General features: G+C 61.8%; 12 protein-coding genes and 1 pseudogene. 9 read left to right on the top strand and 4 right to left on the bottom strand.

Annotated elements, in window-relative coordinates; all coding sequences use genetic code 11:
• Window positions 1–76: 76 nt before the first annotated feature.
• The gene (locus AC07O1_RS20250) at window positions 77–1,051 is read right to left on the bottom strand and encodes a quinone oxidoreductase family protein (RefSeq protein WP_495089906.1); all 975 of its coding nucleotides are present in this window, start codon (window positions 1,049–1,051) and stop codon (window positions 77–79) included.
• Between the two features lie 132 nt (window positions 1,052–1,183).
• Here AC07O1_RS20250 and AC07O1_RS20255 point away from each other — a divergent pair.
• Both AC07O1_RS20255 and AC07O1_RS20260 read left to right on the top strand, forming a co-directional pair.
• Window positions 1,184–1,660: pseudogene (locus AC07O1_RS20255) on the top strand (alpha/beta fold hydrolase); the annotation flags it as partial.
• A 408-nt stretch (window positions 1,661–2,068) separates the two neighbouring features.
• Window positions 2,069–2,221, top strand: a complete 153-nt coding sequence (locus AC07O1_RS20260) for a hypothetical protein (RefSeq protein WP_495089907.1) — start codon at window positions 2,069–2,071, stop codon at window positions 2,219–2,221.
• An 85-nt stretch (window positions 2,222–2,306) separates the two neighbouring features.
• On the opposite strand, the gene pcaG is transcribed toward AC07O1_RS20260, so the two are convergent.
• From pcaG to pcaQ, 3 genes are all read right to left on the bottom strand, one after another.
• Window positions 2,307–2,912, bottom strand: coding sequence for a protocatechuate 3,4-dioxygenase subunit alpha (pcaG, locus tag AC07O1_RS20265; protein ID WP_494993139.1), 606 nt, complete (start codon window positions 2,910–2,912; stop codon window positions 2,307–2,309).
• A gap of 12 nt (window positions 2,913–2,924) precedes the next feature.
• Window positions 2,925–3,644 (bottom strand): protocatechuate 3,4-dioxygenase subunit beta, encoded by a 720-nt coding sequence (gene pcaH, locus AC07O1_RS20270; protein WP_494993140.1) that lies wholly within the window; start codon window positions 3,642–3,644, stop codon window positions 2,925–2,927.
• Window positions 3,645–3,747: 103 nt separating this feature from the next.
• Window positions 3,748–4,677, bottom strand: coding sequence for a pca operon transcription factor PcaQ (gene pcaQ, locus AC07O1_RS20275; protein ID WP_495023490.1), 930 nt, complete (start codon window positions 4,675–4,677; stop codon window positions 3,748–3,750).
• A 1,002-nt stretch (window positions 4,678–5,679) separates the two neighbouring features.
• On the opposite strand from pcaQ, the gene bcsE reads away from it, so the two are divergent.
• The 7 genes from bcsE to bcsB are packed head-to-tail and all read left to right on the top strand — an operon-like array spanning window position 5,680 to window position 14,837.
• The gene (gene bcsE / locus AC07O1_RS20280) at window positions 5,680–7,221 is read left to right on the top strand and encodes a cellulose biosynthesis protein BcsE (protein WP_495089908.1); all 1,542 of its coding nucleotides are present in this window, start codon (window positions 5,680–5,682) and stop codon (window positions 7,219–7,221) included.
• The gene (bcsF, locus tag AC07O1_RS20285; protein ID WP_494993143.1) at window positions 7,218–7,418 is read left to right on the top strand and encodes a cellulose biosynthesis protein BcsF; all 201 of its coding nucleotides are present in this window, start codon (window positions 7,218–7,220) and stop codon (window positions 7,416–7,418) included. The genes bcsE and bcsF overlap by 4 nt, the downstream gene beginning before the upstream one ends.
• A complete protein-coding gene (gene bcsG / locus AC07O1_RS20290) occupies window positions 7,405–9,036 on the top strand; it encodes a cellulose biosynthesis protein BcsG (protein WP_495089909.1) in 1,632 nt (543 codons plus the stop codon). Before bcsF ends, bcsG begins: the two co-directional genes overlap by 14 nt.
• The gene (bcsR, locus tag AC07O1_RS20295; protein ID WP_494993145.1) at window positions 9,006–9,242 is read left to right on the top strand and encodes a cellulose biosynthesis protein BcsR; all 237 of its coding nucleotides are present in this window, start codon (window positions 9,006–9,008) and stop codon (window positions 9,240–9,242) included. Before bcsG ends, bcsR begins: the two co-directional genes overlap by 31 nt.
• The gene (bcsQ, locus tag AC07O1_RS20300) at window positions 9,239–9,961 is read left to right on the top strand and encodes a cellulose biosynthesis protein BcsQ (protein WP_495023491.1); all 723 of its coding nucleotides are present in this window, start codon (window positions 9,239–9,241) and stop codon (window positions 9,959–9,961) included. Before bcsR ends, bcsQ begins: the two co-directional genes overlap by 4 nt.
• On the top strand, window positions 9,958–12,552 hold the full coding sequence (gene bcsA, locus AC07O1_RS20305) for a UDP-forming cellulose synthase catalytic subunit (RefSeq protein WP_495089910.1): 2,595 nt from the start codon (window positions 9,958–9,960) through the stop codon (window positions 12,550–12,552). The genes bcsQ and bcsA overlap by 4 nt, the downstream gene beginning before the upstream one ends.
• On the top strand, window positions 12,549–14,837 hold the full coding sequence (bcsB, locus tag AC07O1_RS20310; RefSeq protein WP_495089911.1) for a cellulose biosynthesis cyclic di-GMP-binding regulatory protein BcsB: 2,289 nt from the start codon (window positions 12,549–12,551) through the stop codon (window positions 14,835–14,837). Before bcsA ends, bcsB begins: the two co-directional genes overlap by 4 nt.

Below are 14,837 nucleotides of genomic sequence, written 5' to 3' on the forward strand. Positions count from 1 at the left end.
CTACAAACCTCGCGGACACATCCAGACAAAGGGCTCTGGCGAAGGCCCGGGGCATACGCCTGGTCCCGGCCTGCGCTCAGGGCGTGAGTATCATCGCGCCTTGCGACCGCCCATTCTCCAGATCGGCGTGCGCAGAGGCTACGTCGGCCAACGGGTAACGACGCCAGACTCGTGGCTGGATGATACCGTCGGTTATCGCTTGCAACACATCCTTTGCGCGCTCTTGATACTCGTGCGCAGTGGCCGTGTGCGCGGCGAGGGACGGTCGGGTCAGGAAGAGAGAACCCTTGGCGTTCAGGGTGCTGACCTCGATGGCAGGCGTCGTTCCCGAGGCCATTCCGAATGATACCAGCAGGCCACGCGGGCGAAGGCTATCCAGGGAAGCCTCGAAAGAAACCCGGCCGATAGGGTCATACACGACGTCGACCTTTTTCCCCTTGGTTACCTCGGCGACCTGATCGGCGAGCGTAGCTGCGTTGAACACCAGTACTTCATCACAACCGGCTGTCTTTGCGCGCTCGACACTTTCCTGCTTCGAGACCACGCCGATCACGAAGGCGCCCAGATGTTTGGCCCACGGCACCATGATTTGCCCCAACGCGCCCGCAGCTCCATACAGCAGCACCCTGGAGCCGGGGCCAACGCGATAGGTTGTCTTGAGCAGATAGTGGGCGGTAATGCCTTTGAAGAGCACCGCTGCCGCTTCGTCGAAGCCCAGATCATCGGGAATCTTCACGAGTCGATTGGCCGGATAGAGGCGACCACTGGCGTAGGCGCCAATCGGGCCGGTGGCGTACGCGACCCTGTCTCCCACCGCCACCTCGGTGACGTCCGGCCCTATCGCCGTAACATGCCCGGCCCCTTCAAGACCGAGACCGGATGGCAGAGGAATACGAACAGTGCCGCAGCGCTGGCTCAGGTCCAGGGGGTTGATCCCAATGGCCGCCTGCTCCAGCCAGACTTCTCCGGCACCAGGAGATTGTGTACTTGTCTGTTCGAGCCGCAAGACCTGAGGCCCACCAATATTCTGAATCCTGACGCAGCTTGCCATCTTGATCTCCTGGCGCATTCGTTGTGCCGAGGAGTGTAATTGGTCGAAAACAAAGCACTAGCCAGGAAGATTGCAGTTCATAAGTGCACTGCATGCAACAATAAAGCTAAAGGTGCAGGTGGGGACTCTACGGCCGCGCTGGCAAGTGACGTCATCGACTTTATGGATGCGCTGAAGATCAAACAAGCCGTGCTCGGTGGCTATGATTGGGGCGCGCGTTCGGCCGACATCGTCTCGGCGCTGTGGCCGGAACGGGTCAAGGCGCTGGTCTCGGTCAGCGGCTATCTGATCGGTAACCAGGCGGCCGGCAAGAACCCGCTGCCACCCAAGGCTGAATTGCAGTGGTGGTATCAGTTTTACTTCGCCACCGACCGCCGACCCGCGCGTCCTGACCCGGTAAGTCGAGTCAGCCGAAGGGAATTTCACCCCTCGGCTGCTCACAGAACCGTACGATGCGCTTTTCCCGAATCGCTCACCACCAGCATGCTGAACATGCTCGCAGCTTCGGGCCGTTTGATTAGTGCGCCTGCACGCCCTGAGCGGAGGGCCGACCTCCATTCACTTTGGAGCATGGATTGTCATGCCGCCGCTTTCATCTCGTCGTCATGACGCCTCCTTCGTGACACACACAGCCAAACGAATGTACCGACCACTGCCGGAGCACCCAGCGAAGGCTGCGATTGGGTTGATACACCCATCCCGAGCCATGTACCCGGGTAAAAATGACCATTAAATGGGTGTTTTCACCCTAAACCTCATGGTCTTTTTCACCTCACACTCTGACAGCCCCAATAAACAAGGGCCTCCGGGCCTGGCCCGCGTCTTGCTCAAGCATGGGCACACTCACAGAAACCTTTGATTCCACCTCGATTACCCGGAGTCGTCATGAGAAAAGTCATCCAGCCACTGGCATGGTTTGTCGTGCTGACCTCAATCGTGGCTTTGGCCAGCGGTGTCTCTCTAAGTCTCGTTTGACTTGCTAGCCATCTCCCTCCCCAGCCATCAGGGCGATTTTTTATGGTTGATCGTCTGCGCCTGGAACAGTTCGGAGGTGATAAAGCGTCAATTTGCCATCATCCACAAGGCAAAAATCATGCTTGCGCAAGTGCAATGGCACAATATGCCAATGATCGAACATTCCTGTTTGTCCTGATCCGAAGCAAACCATGACGACTCGAAACGTTGTAAACAACGAGGTCTGCCGTGTGGTAGTCGGCTTCGCTCGTAAATTTCATTGGCTCGGCGCAATGCAGGCTTAAAAATCGAAGAACACCGTTTCACCCTCCCCCTGAATACGTATATCGAAACGATAAGCCACCTTGCCGTCCACCTCGCAACGCTGCGCTATCAGCGTTTCCCGACGCTGCGGTTGCTCGATCAGATTCAGCACCGGGCACGTCGCGTTGGCGTGTGGCTCATCGGCGAAATACAGCCGGGTCTGCAGGTGAATATTGATCCCGCGAGCAAACAGCGACACATTGATATGCGGCGCCATCGGCACACCGGCGGCGTTCTTCACCACCCCGGGTTTGATGGTGTTCAGCGTCCACTCACCGGCATCAAAGGTGGTGGCAGTCCGGCCGAAGCTGTTGAAGGCTTTTTCCGAGTCGAAGACCGGGTCATAAACCCCTTCATGGTTGGCCTGCCAGAACTCCAGGAACGAGTCGCGCACCAGGTGGCCATTGCCGTCATAGACATGACCGATCAGCAGAATCTGTTCACCTGGCGCGCCGGGCCTGGCCATCTGGTTCCAGATTTCCTCAGGCCGGGTCGGGTTGCCGGCAGCTTCCAGAGCCAGGCCGATATGCACGTAAGGGCCGGCCGTTTGCGAAGGGGTTTCGGGTAGCAGTTCGATAGGCATGAGCGTCACTCCTCAGCAGTTTTCGAAGTGGGTCTTGCGCTGGCCGCGCAACACGATGTCGAAGCGATAAGCCAGGCAATCCATTGGATTGGCGCTGCCCATATCGAGCCGGGCGATCAGGCTCTGTACCGCCTCTGGGTTGGCGATCGACTTGACGATCGGGCACATCGGGATCAACGGATCGCCTTCGAAATACAGCTGAGTGATCAGCCGCGTGGCAATCGATGGCCCGCTGATGGAAAAGTGAATATGCGCCGGTCGCCAGTCATTCGGGCCATTGCGCCATGGATACGGGCCGGGCTTCACGGTGCGGAAACTGTAATAGCCATCGCGGTCGGTCAGGGCCCGGCCGACACCGCCGAAATTCGGGTCCAGAGGCGCCAGATAGCGATCATTCTTGTGCCGGTAGCGACCGCCGGCGTTGGCCTGCCACATCTCCACCAGGGTATGCGGAATTGGCTTGCCATATTGATCACAGACCCGGCCGGAAACGATGATCCGCTCCCCCACCGGCAAACCACCGTTGTTGAAGTTGAGCAGCAGATCGTTATCGAACCGACCCATTTTCAGGTGGGAGAAATCCGGGCCGCTGGTTTCGCTGGTCGACTGGGGAATACTCACCAAGGCTTGGCGTGGAGAACGGGCGACAGAGGTTTTGTAATCAGGGGTCAGGGCTTTGGGGTGCCAGTTTCGGTCACGGATGACGAAGCGACTGCTGTCTGCATCAGACATGTCGATCTCCTGTTGTTTGATTTATGGAGGGGGTGCCTCGCAGTTTCAAACAACAGACCCACCGTGAATATTGAAAAACAGCCACTTAAACATAACCAGACGGTTATGGATAAAACCCTTCGCGATACGCCTGCCCTACCTCGCGCAGCACCTCGACACACCACTGGGCCGCCAGTGATAACGGCAGGCTGGCGTTACTGGAAATCCCCACTGAACCACCCGGTTCGCGCTGCCCCGGATTGATCTCGACCAGTTCGCCGCTTGCCAGATCCAGGCGCACTGCATCCAGCGGCGCGATCCAGATCGCCTCGCTGGACAACACATAACGGCGGCTCAGGGTCACGGACAAGGTTTCCAGACGCTGCCGCGACTGGCTGATGCCACATTGCACGAACAGGCTGTCGGCAAACTTGCGAATCGTCGTCCCTGCCAGTGGCAGCACCAGCGGGAAATCTTCCAGGGCGCCACGCTCCAGTGGCCCGGCCAGCAAGGGATGATCGGGGCGCACCACCAGGGTCATGGATTCGCTGTACAGATGCTCGAAAGTCAGCCCCTGAATCTCCGGACTGTCGGTCATACGACCGACCACCAGGTCGACATCACCCACTCGCAACTGCGACAACAAATACGCGCTCGGCCCGGTCACCACACTGACCACCAGCGCCGAATGGCGCTCGTGCAAACGCCGCACAACCTCAGGCACCAGCAAGCTTTCCACCGTCGACAACACCCCAAGTCGCACCCTGCCCGCCGCATATTCGCCACCGCGCAAGGTATTCACCCCATCGCGCAGCGCCTGCACCGAAGGCCCGGCATAACGCAAAAAGGCGACCCCGGCCTCGGTCAGGCTCACGCCACTTTTACTGCGCATAAACAGGCTTGTCGCCAGCAGTTCCTCCAGCTCCTTGAGCGTCTTCGACATCGCCGGCTGACTCACTGCCAACACATCCGCCGCCCGCGCCAGGCTGCCCTGACGAGCCATTTCAAGAAAGCATACGAGGTGACGGAATTTGACGCGGGTGTCGATGTTCACTACAGAGCCCTGTGAAGTTGCCTCGACTGCGTCGAAACGTTTGCAGGCGATATTACAGTGCCCTCAATTGCCTGACGACTGGACTGCAAGTCGCCAGTCTTACCGTGCTCCAATCAACGAGCGACAAGAGTACGTTGCGTTGACCAGCTGAACGCATACCGTCATTTTTATGGCGCCATTTGGTTGTTTTTAATGACAATTCTTGAAGTAACGCTTGGACAATTCAAAAAATTGGCGGTATCATTTTGATATCAACTCTGCTGTCGACTTGCTTAGCCGACACGACAAGCAGCGGATAAGCTTCGAAACCTTGGTTGCACCTGTTTGTACGTTGCGCTGCTTGCGGCAATCATTGCGTACCGGGCCCGGATCAAAATGCACGGACCAGCAGCTTGATTTGCCGTGCACCCGGTTGAACACAGAAGTATTCAGACAAGACACTCGACTGAGTGATTGGTGACGACAGGGCTGGTTCGAGTTGCATGGGACTTGCGCCACACCAGTGAGGCGCCGCGTTGACAGCGCCCTCGGCCCTGAGCCGCGAAGTTCACCAATAACTGCCGTAAAGCCTTGATAGCCAAGGAAAATTCGCTGAAAGATGACAAGGACGTTATTCATTACTCGAAACAAACACTTGATGATTGCACGCCGCGAGTCCCGGCTTTTCGGGACCCCGAGGCTCTGCCGTGGATGGTTCAAGAAGTCACACGAGCCAGACACCGAGTGCCGGCGAGCGCCGAGGATGGTTTTCGCATTCGATATGGCAACAGGCACATGAACGGGTCTGCCCCGTCCAGCAGCAAGGATGATTCAGGTCATGTCAGGCGCAGGGTTCATCCCTGAACGTCCCTGGTTTTTTCGAGGTTTCCGGCCAGATGACAGCGCCTTTGCAGCGGCCGTTGCACACCCGGTTCACGGTAAGAAGGCGGTAGAGGATCGATTGTTGCATAGGGCTCTCGGCCCGATTGGTTTAAGGCATTTTTCGGGCACGGAGAGGTCAGTTTGAGTCATGTCAGCTTAGGCATCCGGCATTTGCAGGATGAGCAAGTGTTATTGCGTCAAGGAGGCCTGTACTGGGTCTCCGTCGACCTGAACAGCGATGCCCAGACGCTTGCGCTTCAGTTCCTGAGCGCCTTGCCGCAAGCCCAGCCAACCACACTGGTGTGCGGCGGATGCGATCCCCGGCCCCTGCTGGAAAACCTCGACGGCGAGTCTGGCCCGGAGCGTCTGCGGCTCTTCGAAGTAGCCGACGACGATCTCGGGATGGCCCTGAAATCCTTGGTGTCCGAGTTGCATCGCGGCGTCAGGAGCCCAGGCAGTCAAATCCTCCTGCTATTACCGGCCCTGGCCTGGCGGCGCTTTGACGCCCGGCATCTGCAGCAATGGTGTGAAGAAGTACGCCAGTGGTTGCGCCAGCGTCGCTGTACCCTGGTGGTCCTGTGCCACGGCCAGGAACCGGCGCTGCATGCCGAACTGGTGGGCCTCAACGAAGAGTTGTCGGGGTTGGCGCAGTTATATCGGCGTGATGGCAGCATCCGCTATCAGCAGCACTTCTGGCACAACGAGCTGGGCGTGTGCACCGCCCGAGAGTTCGAACTGGAGCAGGCCGACGGCGTTCTTGGCCTGAGCCAGGCGCAACGTGGCAGCCCGCAAGCCATCCGCACCGATGACCAGCGCGTCTACCTGACCCAGCGCAGCGTACTCGAAGGCGCACCGCCGCTGTCCCAGCAATGGCGACTGTTCGAGGGGCGCGACGAACTGCTGCTGCACGCCCTCAAGGCGCGAGCCGCTAGCGTGATCGTGGCCATCGAAGGCAACGACCAGGTCGAAGACCTTGCCCGTCAGTTGCACAAATTGCGCAATCAGTGCGGAACGGCACTGAAAATCATCGTTCGCGAAATGGAGCCCTGCCTGCGCTACCGCGACGAGCGTCTACTGCTGGCCTGCGGCGCCAATCTGATCGTGCCGCTGAAGGCCTCGCTGGCGCACTTTCTAAGCCTGACCGATAGCGTGCAGGGGCAACTCTGGCATTACCGCAGCGACATTGATTTCCAGACCCTGTACGACCGCATGCACCCCCCTCATGTTCGCGGGCTGCTGACGCCGAGCACGTTCATCGCAACCCTGGACCAGGTGTACCGCGGCGCCTCGGGCGAGATCAGCCACCAGTTGCTGAAACTGCAGTCACGTGGCGGACTCGAGATCGAGCAATACCTGAGTCAGATCAGCCTGCGCCGCTATGGCGACATCGCTTGTGTGCTGGACGGCACCTTCTATCTGTTTCTGTTCGCCTGCCGCGCCGATGGCCTGGAGCCGGCCCTGGGCAATATATGCCGCCTGCCATGGGCCGATATTTTCAGCGCCTGCGAGTCGTTGCCGTCGGTGGATCACTTGCCGCGCAAGGCCTTTATCGAGGCGACCGAATTGCCCGAGACCTTCCGGCTGGCGGATGAGCGGGTCATCGACAATCTGTCGCAGTCCGTCGGGTTGACCGGCTTTACGCCACACCGCATCACCCTTTCGCTCACGGAACCTTGCGCATGATGTATTCCGAGTTGCTGCAGGTGATTGCCGCCAGCAGTCTGTTGACGCTGGCGCTGGCGATGCTGCTGAGCCGTTTCAGTCAGCGTATCAGGCACGGGCTTGAGCGTTACTTGCGCCCGCGGTACTTGAAATCCCGTGGCGTACGTCGGCGTACGCCCCCGCAACCTACCCAGAGTAAGCCCCATGAGCCGTCCTGAAATCCCCGTCATCGCGCAACCTGCGTGGATCTGGCCGGGTCTGGGCCTGTGGAACCTGTACTTTCTGATCAAGTTGCTGTTGTTCTGGGGCGGTTACCTCAATCTGCAGGTCCTGCCCAATCTGGTGTTCGCTGCCGTCTTGCTGGTGCCGTTGCGCAATCGCTATGCGAGCCTTCTGCGTTGGCTGATCGCCGTGCCGCTGGGGGTGGCGCTGTTCTATCAGGACTCCTGGCTGCCGCCGTTCAGCCGCCTGCTGGACCAACCCGGCGTACTGAACTTCACCGGTGCATACCTGCTGGAGCTGGCCGGTCGCTTCATCGACTGGAACCTTTGCGGGCTGCTGCTGATCGTGGTGGTGGCCTACCTGTTCGTCAGCCAGTGGCTGCGCCTGACCACCCTGACCCTGGGCTGGCTGGCGTTGCTGGGCAGCGCCAACCTGCTGGCGTTGCAAGCGCCCGCGCAACAGGCTGCGAACCCCGGCACGGCTTCTGCCAGCGCCGTGGTCAGCAACGCCGAGCCCGACAGCGCGACGCTGGACGACTACCTGCAGAAGTTCTATGAAACCGAGGCCGGCCGGCGCGTCGAGTTCAAACCCTCGACCTCGGCGGCCCAGCCGTTCGATCTGCTGTTGATCAACATCTGCTCCATGGCCTGGGACGACCTGGACGCCGTGGGCCTGCGGGACAACCCGCTGTTGCAGCAGATGGATGTGGTGTTCGACAACTTCAACTCGGCCACCGCCTACAGCGGCCCGGCGGCGATACGCCTATTGCGCGCCAGCTGTGGCCAGCAACCGCACAACAAGCTCTACGGCGTGGCGCCGGAGCAATGCCTGCTGATGGACGATCTGCGCAAGCTCGGGTTTGCCAGCGAAGTGATGCTCAACCACACCGGTCAGTTCGAAGGTTTCCTCGATGAAGTCCGCAGCCAGGGGGCTCTGCCCAATCCGGCGGTGAACGCCTCAAACCTGTCGCGGGCGCTGGTGGGCTTCGACGGCTCGCCAATCTGGCGCGACCGGGAAGTCCTGGACAAGTGGTGGCAGCACCGCGAGAACAACCAGGATTCGCGCGTGGCGCTGTTCTACAACACCACCACGCTGCACGACGGCAACCGAGCGCTGACCGCCGACGGCGGCACCAAGAGCGCCGAGTACAAGCCTCGCGCCCAGGCCCTGATCGACGACCTGACGGCCTTTATCAAGGAACTCGAGCGCAGCGGTCGGCGCGTGGCCGTGGTGATAGTGCCCGAGCACGGCGCGGCGCTGCATGGCGACCGCATGCAGATCTCCGGCATGCGCGAGATTCCGAGCGCCTCGATCACTCACGTGCCAGTGGGCATCAAGCTGATCGGCATGGGTTCCGCGGCGAATTCAGCGCCGCTGCATGTCAGCGCACCCACCAGTTACCTGGCCTTGTCCGAAATCATCGCCCGCTTGTATGCCGCCGCTCCCCAGGCCGAGGGCCGGGGGCTGGACTGGCAGGCGCTGTTGAGCGATCTGCCGCAGACCCCTGCGGTGTCGGAGAACTCCGGCACCGTGGTGCTCGACTACGCCGGCAAGCCCTATGTCCGGATCAAGGAGAAAGGTGCATGGCTACCTTACCCTCAGCGCTTCAAATGAGTGCCTTGGCGCATGCCCGTAACGGGCGGGCCGATGACATCGCCCGACTGAAGCTTGAGCTGAAGCTGCCGGACCTCGAATACGTGGACATTTCCGCCGAACTGGAACTGCGCCGCGCCTTGCAGCGCTGGCCGCTATTGGCCGAGCTCGAAGAGGCACTGCCGCTGGAAACACAACTGAAGGCCCCACAGGAGGTGAGGACGTGAGATCGCTGAGTCTGCGCGGGTTGCGTGGAGGCGTCGGCAGCAGTTCCCTGCTGGCGGGGATAGGCTACGCCCTGCACAGCCTGGGCGAGCGGGTGCTGATGGTCGACATGTGCCCGGAAAACCTGCTGCGCCTGTACTTCAACCTGGCGACCGTGGAAAGTTGCGGCTGGGCCCGCGGCATGCTCGATGGCGAGAATTGGTACAACCAGGCCTGGAGCCTGGCGCCAAATCTGAGTTTGCTGCCCTATGGCCGCCTCGACCGTGAAGAACAACTTGAAATGGAACGCCGCCTGGCGAAGGACCACACCCTGTGGGCCAGACGTCAGGCCAGCCTGGCCGAGCACTACGACTGGGTACTGTTCGATGTGCCGCAGCGCCTGGTCGGGCACGGCAACACCGGCCCCTGTCATTTCCCTATCCAGGTCGCCGAAGCAGACGCGGCCTGCCATGTGCTGCTGCAACAGCAAGAGACGGTGAGCGGTCCGTTGCTGGTCAATCGTTTCGATCCCGGTAGCCAGTTGCAGCGCGATCTGATGCTGATCTGGCGCAAGAACCACGCCGATCGGTTGCTGTCCCTGACCGTGCACAACGATGAGGCGATGCGCGAGTCGCTCGCGTTCAAGACCCCGGTCGGGCTGTATGCGCCGGGCAGTCTGGCGGCCCAGGACGTGCTGAGCCTGGCGACCTGGTGCCTGGCCCGTCGCCTGGAGGTGGCATGATTGCCCGCTGGTTTCCCTACACCTACCTGCGTCGCGAGTACGATACCCCCCCTCTGACCGGGCTTTGGCTGGCCTCGCTCAATGCTCTGGCCTGGCTGTTCCTGCGCCTGGAGGCGCCGGGCTGGCAGCAGTTGCGCGAGCAGCGCCAGCGCTGGTATCCGCAGTTGGCGAACAAGCCGCCGAGCCTGGGTGATCCGCTGCGTTTGCTGGTGCAAAGCATCTGGTTGCTGCTGGTGCAGCCGCTGCGGCCACGCCGTCCGCTGAGCTGGCGGCGCTGGACGCGCCCCGCGCGACTGCGGCAACGCCTGCTCGGCGTGCGCTTGGGCCACTTGCTTGAAGCCTTGCCGCGCCACGTCCAGCAAAGCCGGCGAGTGCGGCAGAGCCAGATCTGGTGGAAAGGCCTTGAGCCTCGCCGTCAGCGCTGGCTGAACATCGGTGTGGGCGCGGTAGCAGTGGTGCTGATGCTGCTGTGCATCACCGAACCCTTCGGCTACATCGCCCAACTGGTGTTCGTGATTCTGCTCTGGGCGCTGGCCATGCTGGTGCGGCGCATCCCGGGGCGCGTCCCGACGCTGTTGATGATCGTCCTGTCGACCATCGTGTCCTGCCGCTACCTGTGGTGGCGCTATACCTCGACCCTGAACTGGAACAACCCGCTGGACCTGACCGTCGGCCTGTTGCTGCTGGCGGCCGAAACCTATGCCTGGGTGGTGTTGATCCTGGGCTATATCCAGACCTGCTGGCCGCTGGGGCGCCAGCCGGCGCAGATGCCTCGCGATACCCGGCTGTGGCCCACCGTCGATCTGCTGATACCGACCTACAACGAGGACCTCTCGGTGGTCCGCGGTACGGTCTACGCTGCCCTGGGCATCGACTGGCCGCAGGACAAGCTACGCATCTACATTCTCGATGATGGCAAGCGCGAGAACTTCCGCCAGTTCGCTGCCGAAGTCGGCGTCGGCTACATCACTCGCACCGATAACCGGCATGCCAAGGCCGGCAACCTCAACCATGCGTTGGGCCGTATCGATGGCGAGCTGGTGGCGATTTTCGACTGCGACCACATCCCTGTGCGCTCCTTCTTGCAGCTCACTGTGGGCTGGTTCCTGCGCGATCCGAAGCTGGCCCTGGTGCAGACCCCGCACCACTTCCTGTCTCCCGACCCGTTTGAGCGCAACCTGAACATGTTCCGTCGCCGGCCCAACGAGGGCGAACTGTTCTACGGCCTGGTGCAGGACGGCAACGATATGTGGAACGCGGCGTTCTTCTGCGGTTCCTGTGCGGTATTGCGCCGCGCCGCGCTGGAGGACATCGGCGGCTTCGCGGTCGAAACCGTGACAGAGGACGCCCATACCGCGCTGCGCCTGCACCGGCGCGGCTGGAACTCGTCCTACGTGCGCATTCCCCAGGCTGCCGGGCTGGCGACCGAAAGCCTGTCGGCGCATATCGGCCAGCGGATTCGCTGGGCCCGCGGCATGGCGCAGATTTTCCGCACCGACAACCCCTTGCTGGGCAAGGGCCTGACGATCTTCCAGCGAATCTGTTATGCCAATGCGATGCTGCACTTCCTGGCCGGGCTGCCGCGGTTGTTGTTTCTCACCGCGCCGCTGGCCTTCCTGTTTCTGCACGCCTACATCATCTACGCCCCGGCGTTGATGATCCTGTTGTACGTGCTGCCGCACATGATCCATGCCAGCCTGACCAACTCGCGGATGCAGGGCAATTATCGCCAGACGTTCTGGGGTGAGGTCTACGAAACGGTACTGGCCTGGTACATCGCCCGACCCACCACCGTGGCGCTGTTCAACCCCAGGAAAGGCAAGTTCAACGTCACGGCCAAAGGCGGCCTGATGGAGCACAACCAGTTCGACTGGAAGATCGCCCAGCCCTATCTGGTGCTCTCGGCCCTGAACCTGGCGGGCCTGGGATTCGCCTTCTGGCGCCTGCTCACTGGCCCGGCGACCGAGATCGGCACGGTGCTGGTGAGCACTCTCTGGGTGGTCTACAACCTGCTGATCACCGGTGCCGCGGTGGCGATTGCCGCTGAAGTGCGGCAGGTGCGCCAGACCCACAGGGTGCAGTCCAAGCTGCCAGCGGCCGTGCGTCTGGATAACGGTCGCTTCTACTCCGGCACGCTGGTGGACTACTCCGACGGCGGCGCCGGGTTCCAGGTGGATGTGCCACTGTCGCTGCCGGTGGGCGGTCGCGTGTCTCTGCTGATGCAGCGTGGGCAGCGCGAGTTCCTGTTTCCCGGCGAGGTCTGCCGTAGCCACAAGAACTTCGTGGGCATCAGCTTCACCCGGCTCACGGAGCAACAAAAGATCGATTTCGTGCAGTGCACCTTCGCCCGGGCCGACGCCTGGATTAACTGGGGCGAAGACTTCGCCCAGGACCGGCCGCTGCACAGCTTCCTGGACATTCTCAAGCTGGGCGCCAAGGGTTACTACCGGCTCTACGAATACCTGCCGGCCTGGACCCAAGTGGTGATCGGTCCGTTCCTGCGCCTGCTGGCCTGGCTGGGCAGTTACCTGCCGCGTATGCCCCTGGCGTCTTCCCCCTCCTCTTCTTCTATAACGGTGAACGCATCATGAGCCGCTATTTCAGCAAATCTCTATTTGCCAGCCTGGCGCTCCTGGCCGTTGCCTGCGCACAGGCCGCCCCGGCGCCTGTCACCCCCCCTCTGGCGCAGGAGCAGAAAGTCCCGAGCTGGGCCACCGCGCGCACCTTCGAACAGCTGGGGCGTTCGGCCGACAGCCTGTTGCTGGGGATCCACAACAGCGATCAAATCGAGTTCACCCTGCGGCGCGACCGTATCGCCAGTGATGCCAGGCTTAAGCTGGAATACACCCCGTCTCCGGCGCTGCTGCCGACGCTCTCGCATATGCGGGTCTACCTCAATGACACCCTGATGAGCGTGGTGCCCATCGAGAAAGAACAACTGGGGCGCAAGACCACGCAGCAGATCGCCCTGGATCCCCGGCTGGTCACCGATTTCAACCGCGTGCGTCTGGAATTCATCGGCCATTACACCGACATGTGCGAAGACCCGGCCAACAGCGCCTTGTGGGTCAACGTCAGCCGCGCCAGCCAGGTTTCCCTGCAGGAACAGGCACTGGCGACCAGGAACGATCTGGCGTACTTCCCGAGGCCATTCTTCGACGCACTGGGCGATGGCAAGCCGGTCATCAACCTGCTGTTCGCCGCCTCCCCGACCATAGGCGAACAGCGCGCCGCCGGCATCCTGGCCTCTTACTTCGGCAGCCTGGCGGGTTGGCGCGGCGCTCAGTTCCCGGTGCTGTTCGATCAGCTGCCGGCGAGCCAGGACCAGGACAACCTCAACCCTTCGGTGGTGTTCGCCACCAACGATCATCGGCCACAGTTCCTCGCGGACCTGGAGAAGTTCCCGCCGGTGCAAGCGCCGGTGGTGCAGCTGATCGACAACCCCAACGACCGCTACAGCAAAGTGCTGCTGGTGATGGGGCGCAATGACGCCGACCTGGCGGTGGCCGCCCGAGCCCTGGCCCTGGGCGGCGACCTGTTCCGCAGCTCGCGGGTGACGGTGGAAAACGTCCAGCAGTTGCAGCCGCGCAAACCCTACGACGCCCCCAACTGGATGCGTACCGATCGCCCGGTGCGCTTCGCCGAACTGCTCAAGTACCCTGAGCAGTTGCAGGTCAGCGGCCTTCTGCCGCGGCCGATCATCCTCGACATCAACCTGCCGCCCGACCTGTTCGTCTGGCGTAACCAGGGCATCCCGCTGCAGACCAAGTACCGCTACACGCCGCCGTCGACCAACGACGAGTCGCGCCTGAACATCAGCCTCAACAACCAGTTCATCACCAGCCTGCCGCTGCTGCGCAACACCAACAGCCGTCTGGAAGAACTGCGCCTGGCGGTGCTGTCCAACGAGTCGGCGAACACCAGCGACCATCTCTTGGTACCGGCGCTGAAAATCGGCGATCGCAACAGCATCCGCTTCGACTTCAGTTTCGCCAGCACCTTCGGTAGCTCCCAGCGCGACCGTTGCCAGACCTCCCTGCCGGTGGACACCCGGGCTCTGATCGACGATGAGTCGACCATCGACCTGTCGGGCTATCACCATTACATCGCCATGCCGGACCTGCGCGCTTTCGCCCGCAGCGGCTTCCCGTTCAGCCGCATGGCCGACCTGTCGGAGACCCTGGTGGTGGTGCCGGCCAATCCGACCGCCACCCAGCTCAGCACCTTGTTCGAGGCGCTCGCCAAGATCTCCTCGCAAACCGGCTTCCCGGCGCTGGCGCTGAACCTGAGCGACAACTGGGAAGACGCCAGGAAAGCCGACGTCGACCTGCTGGTGCTGGGCGCCCTGCCCGCGGACCTGCGCAATCAGCCGGACCTCAACCTGTGGCTCGACCACACCCTCGACTCCCTGATACAGGCGTCGAATGCCGCCGCCGGTCAGGCTTCGGCCCGGGCCGGGCAGATCAACGATGAGCGCAACCTGGGAGCCAACCGGGTCGAAGTGTCGGCCAAGGCCCCGATGGCGGCGATCGTCGGTATGCAGTCGCCCTTCCATAGCCAGCGCAGCATTGTCGCGCTGCTGGCCACCAATACCCCCGACTACCAGATGCTGCGCGAAACCCTGAGCGATAACGGGAAAATCGACGCCGTGTCCGGTTCCGTGGCCATGATCCGGAGCAGCGGCGTGAACAGCCAGCTGGTCGGCGAGCAGTACTTTGTCGGCTACTTGCCATGGTGGCTGATGCTCTGGTTCCAGCTCTCGGAACATCCGGTACTGCTGGCTGGCATGGCGGTCCTGAGTGTACTGCTGGCCGCCTTCCTGCTGTGGCGCGCCTTGCGCTGGGCCGCGCGTCGTCGACTGGCGAACGAGGAGTAA

The sequence above is a fragment of the Pseudomonas sp. GW821-FHT07G10 genome, from assembly GCF_059418545.1.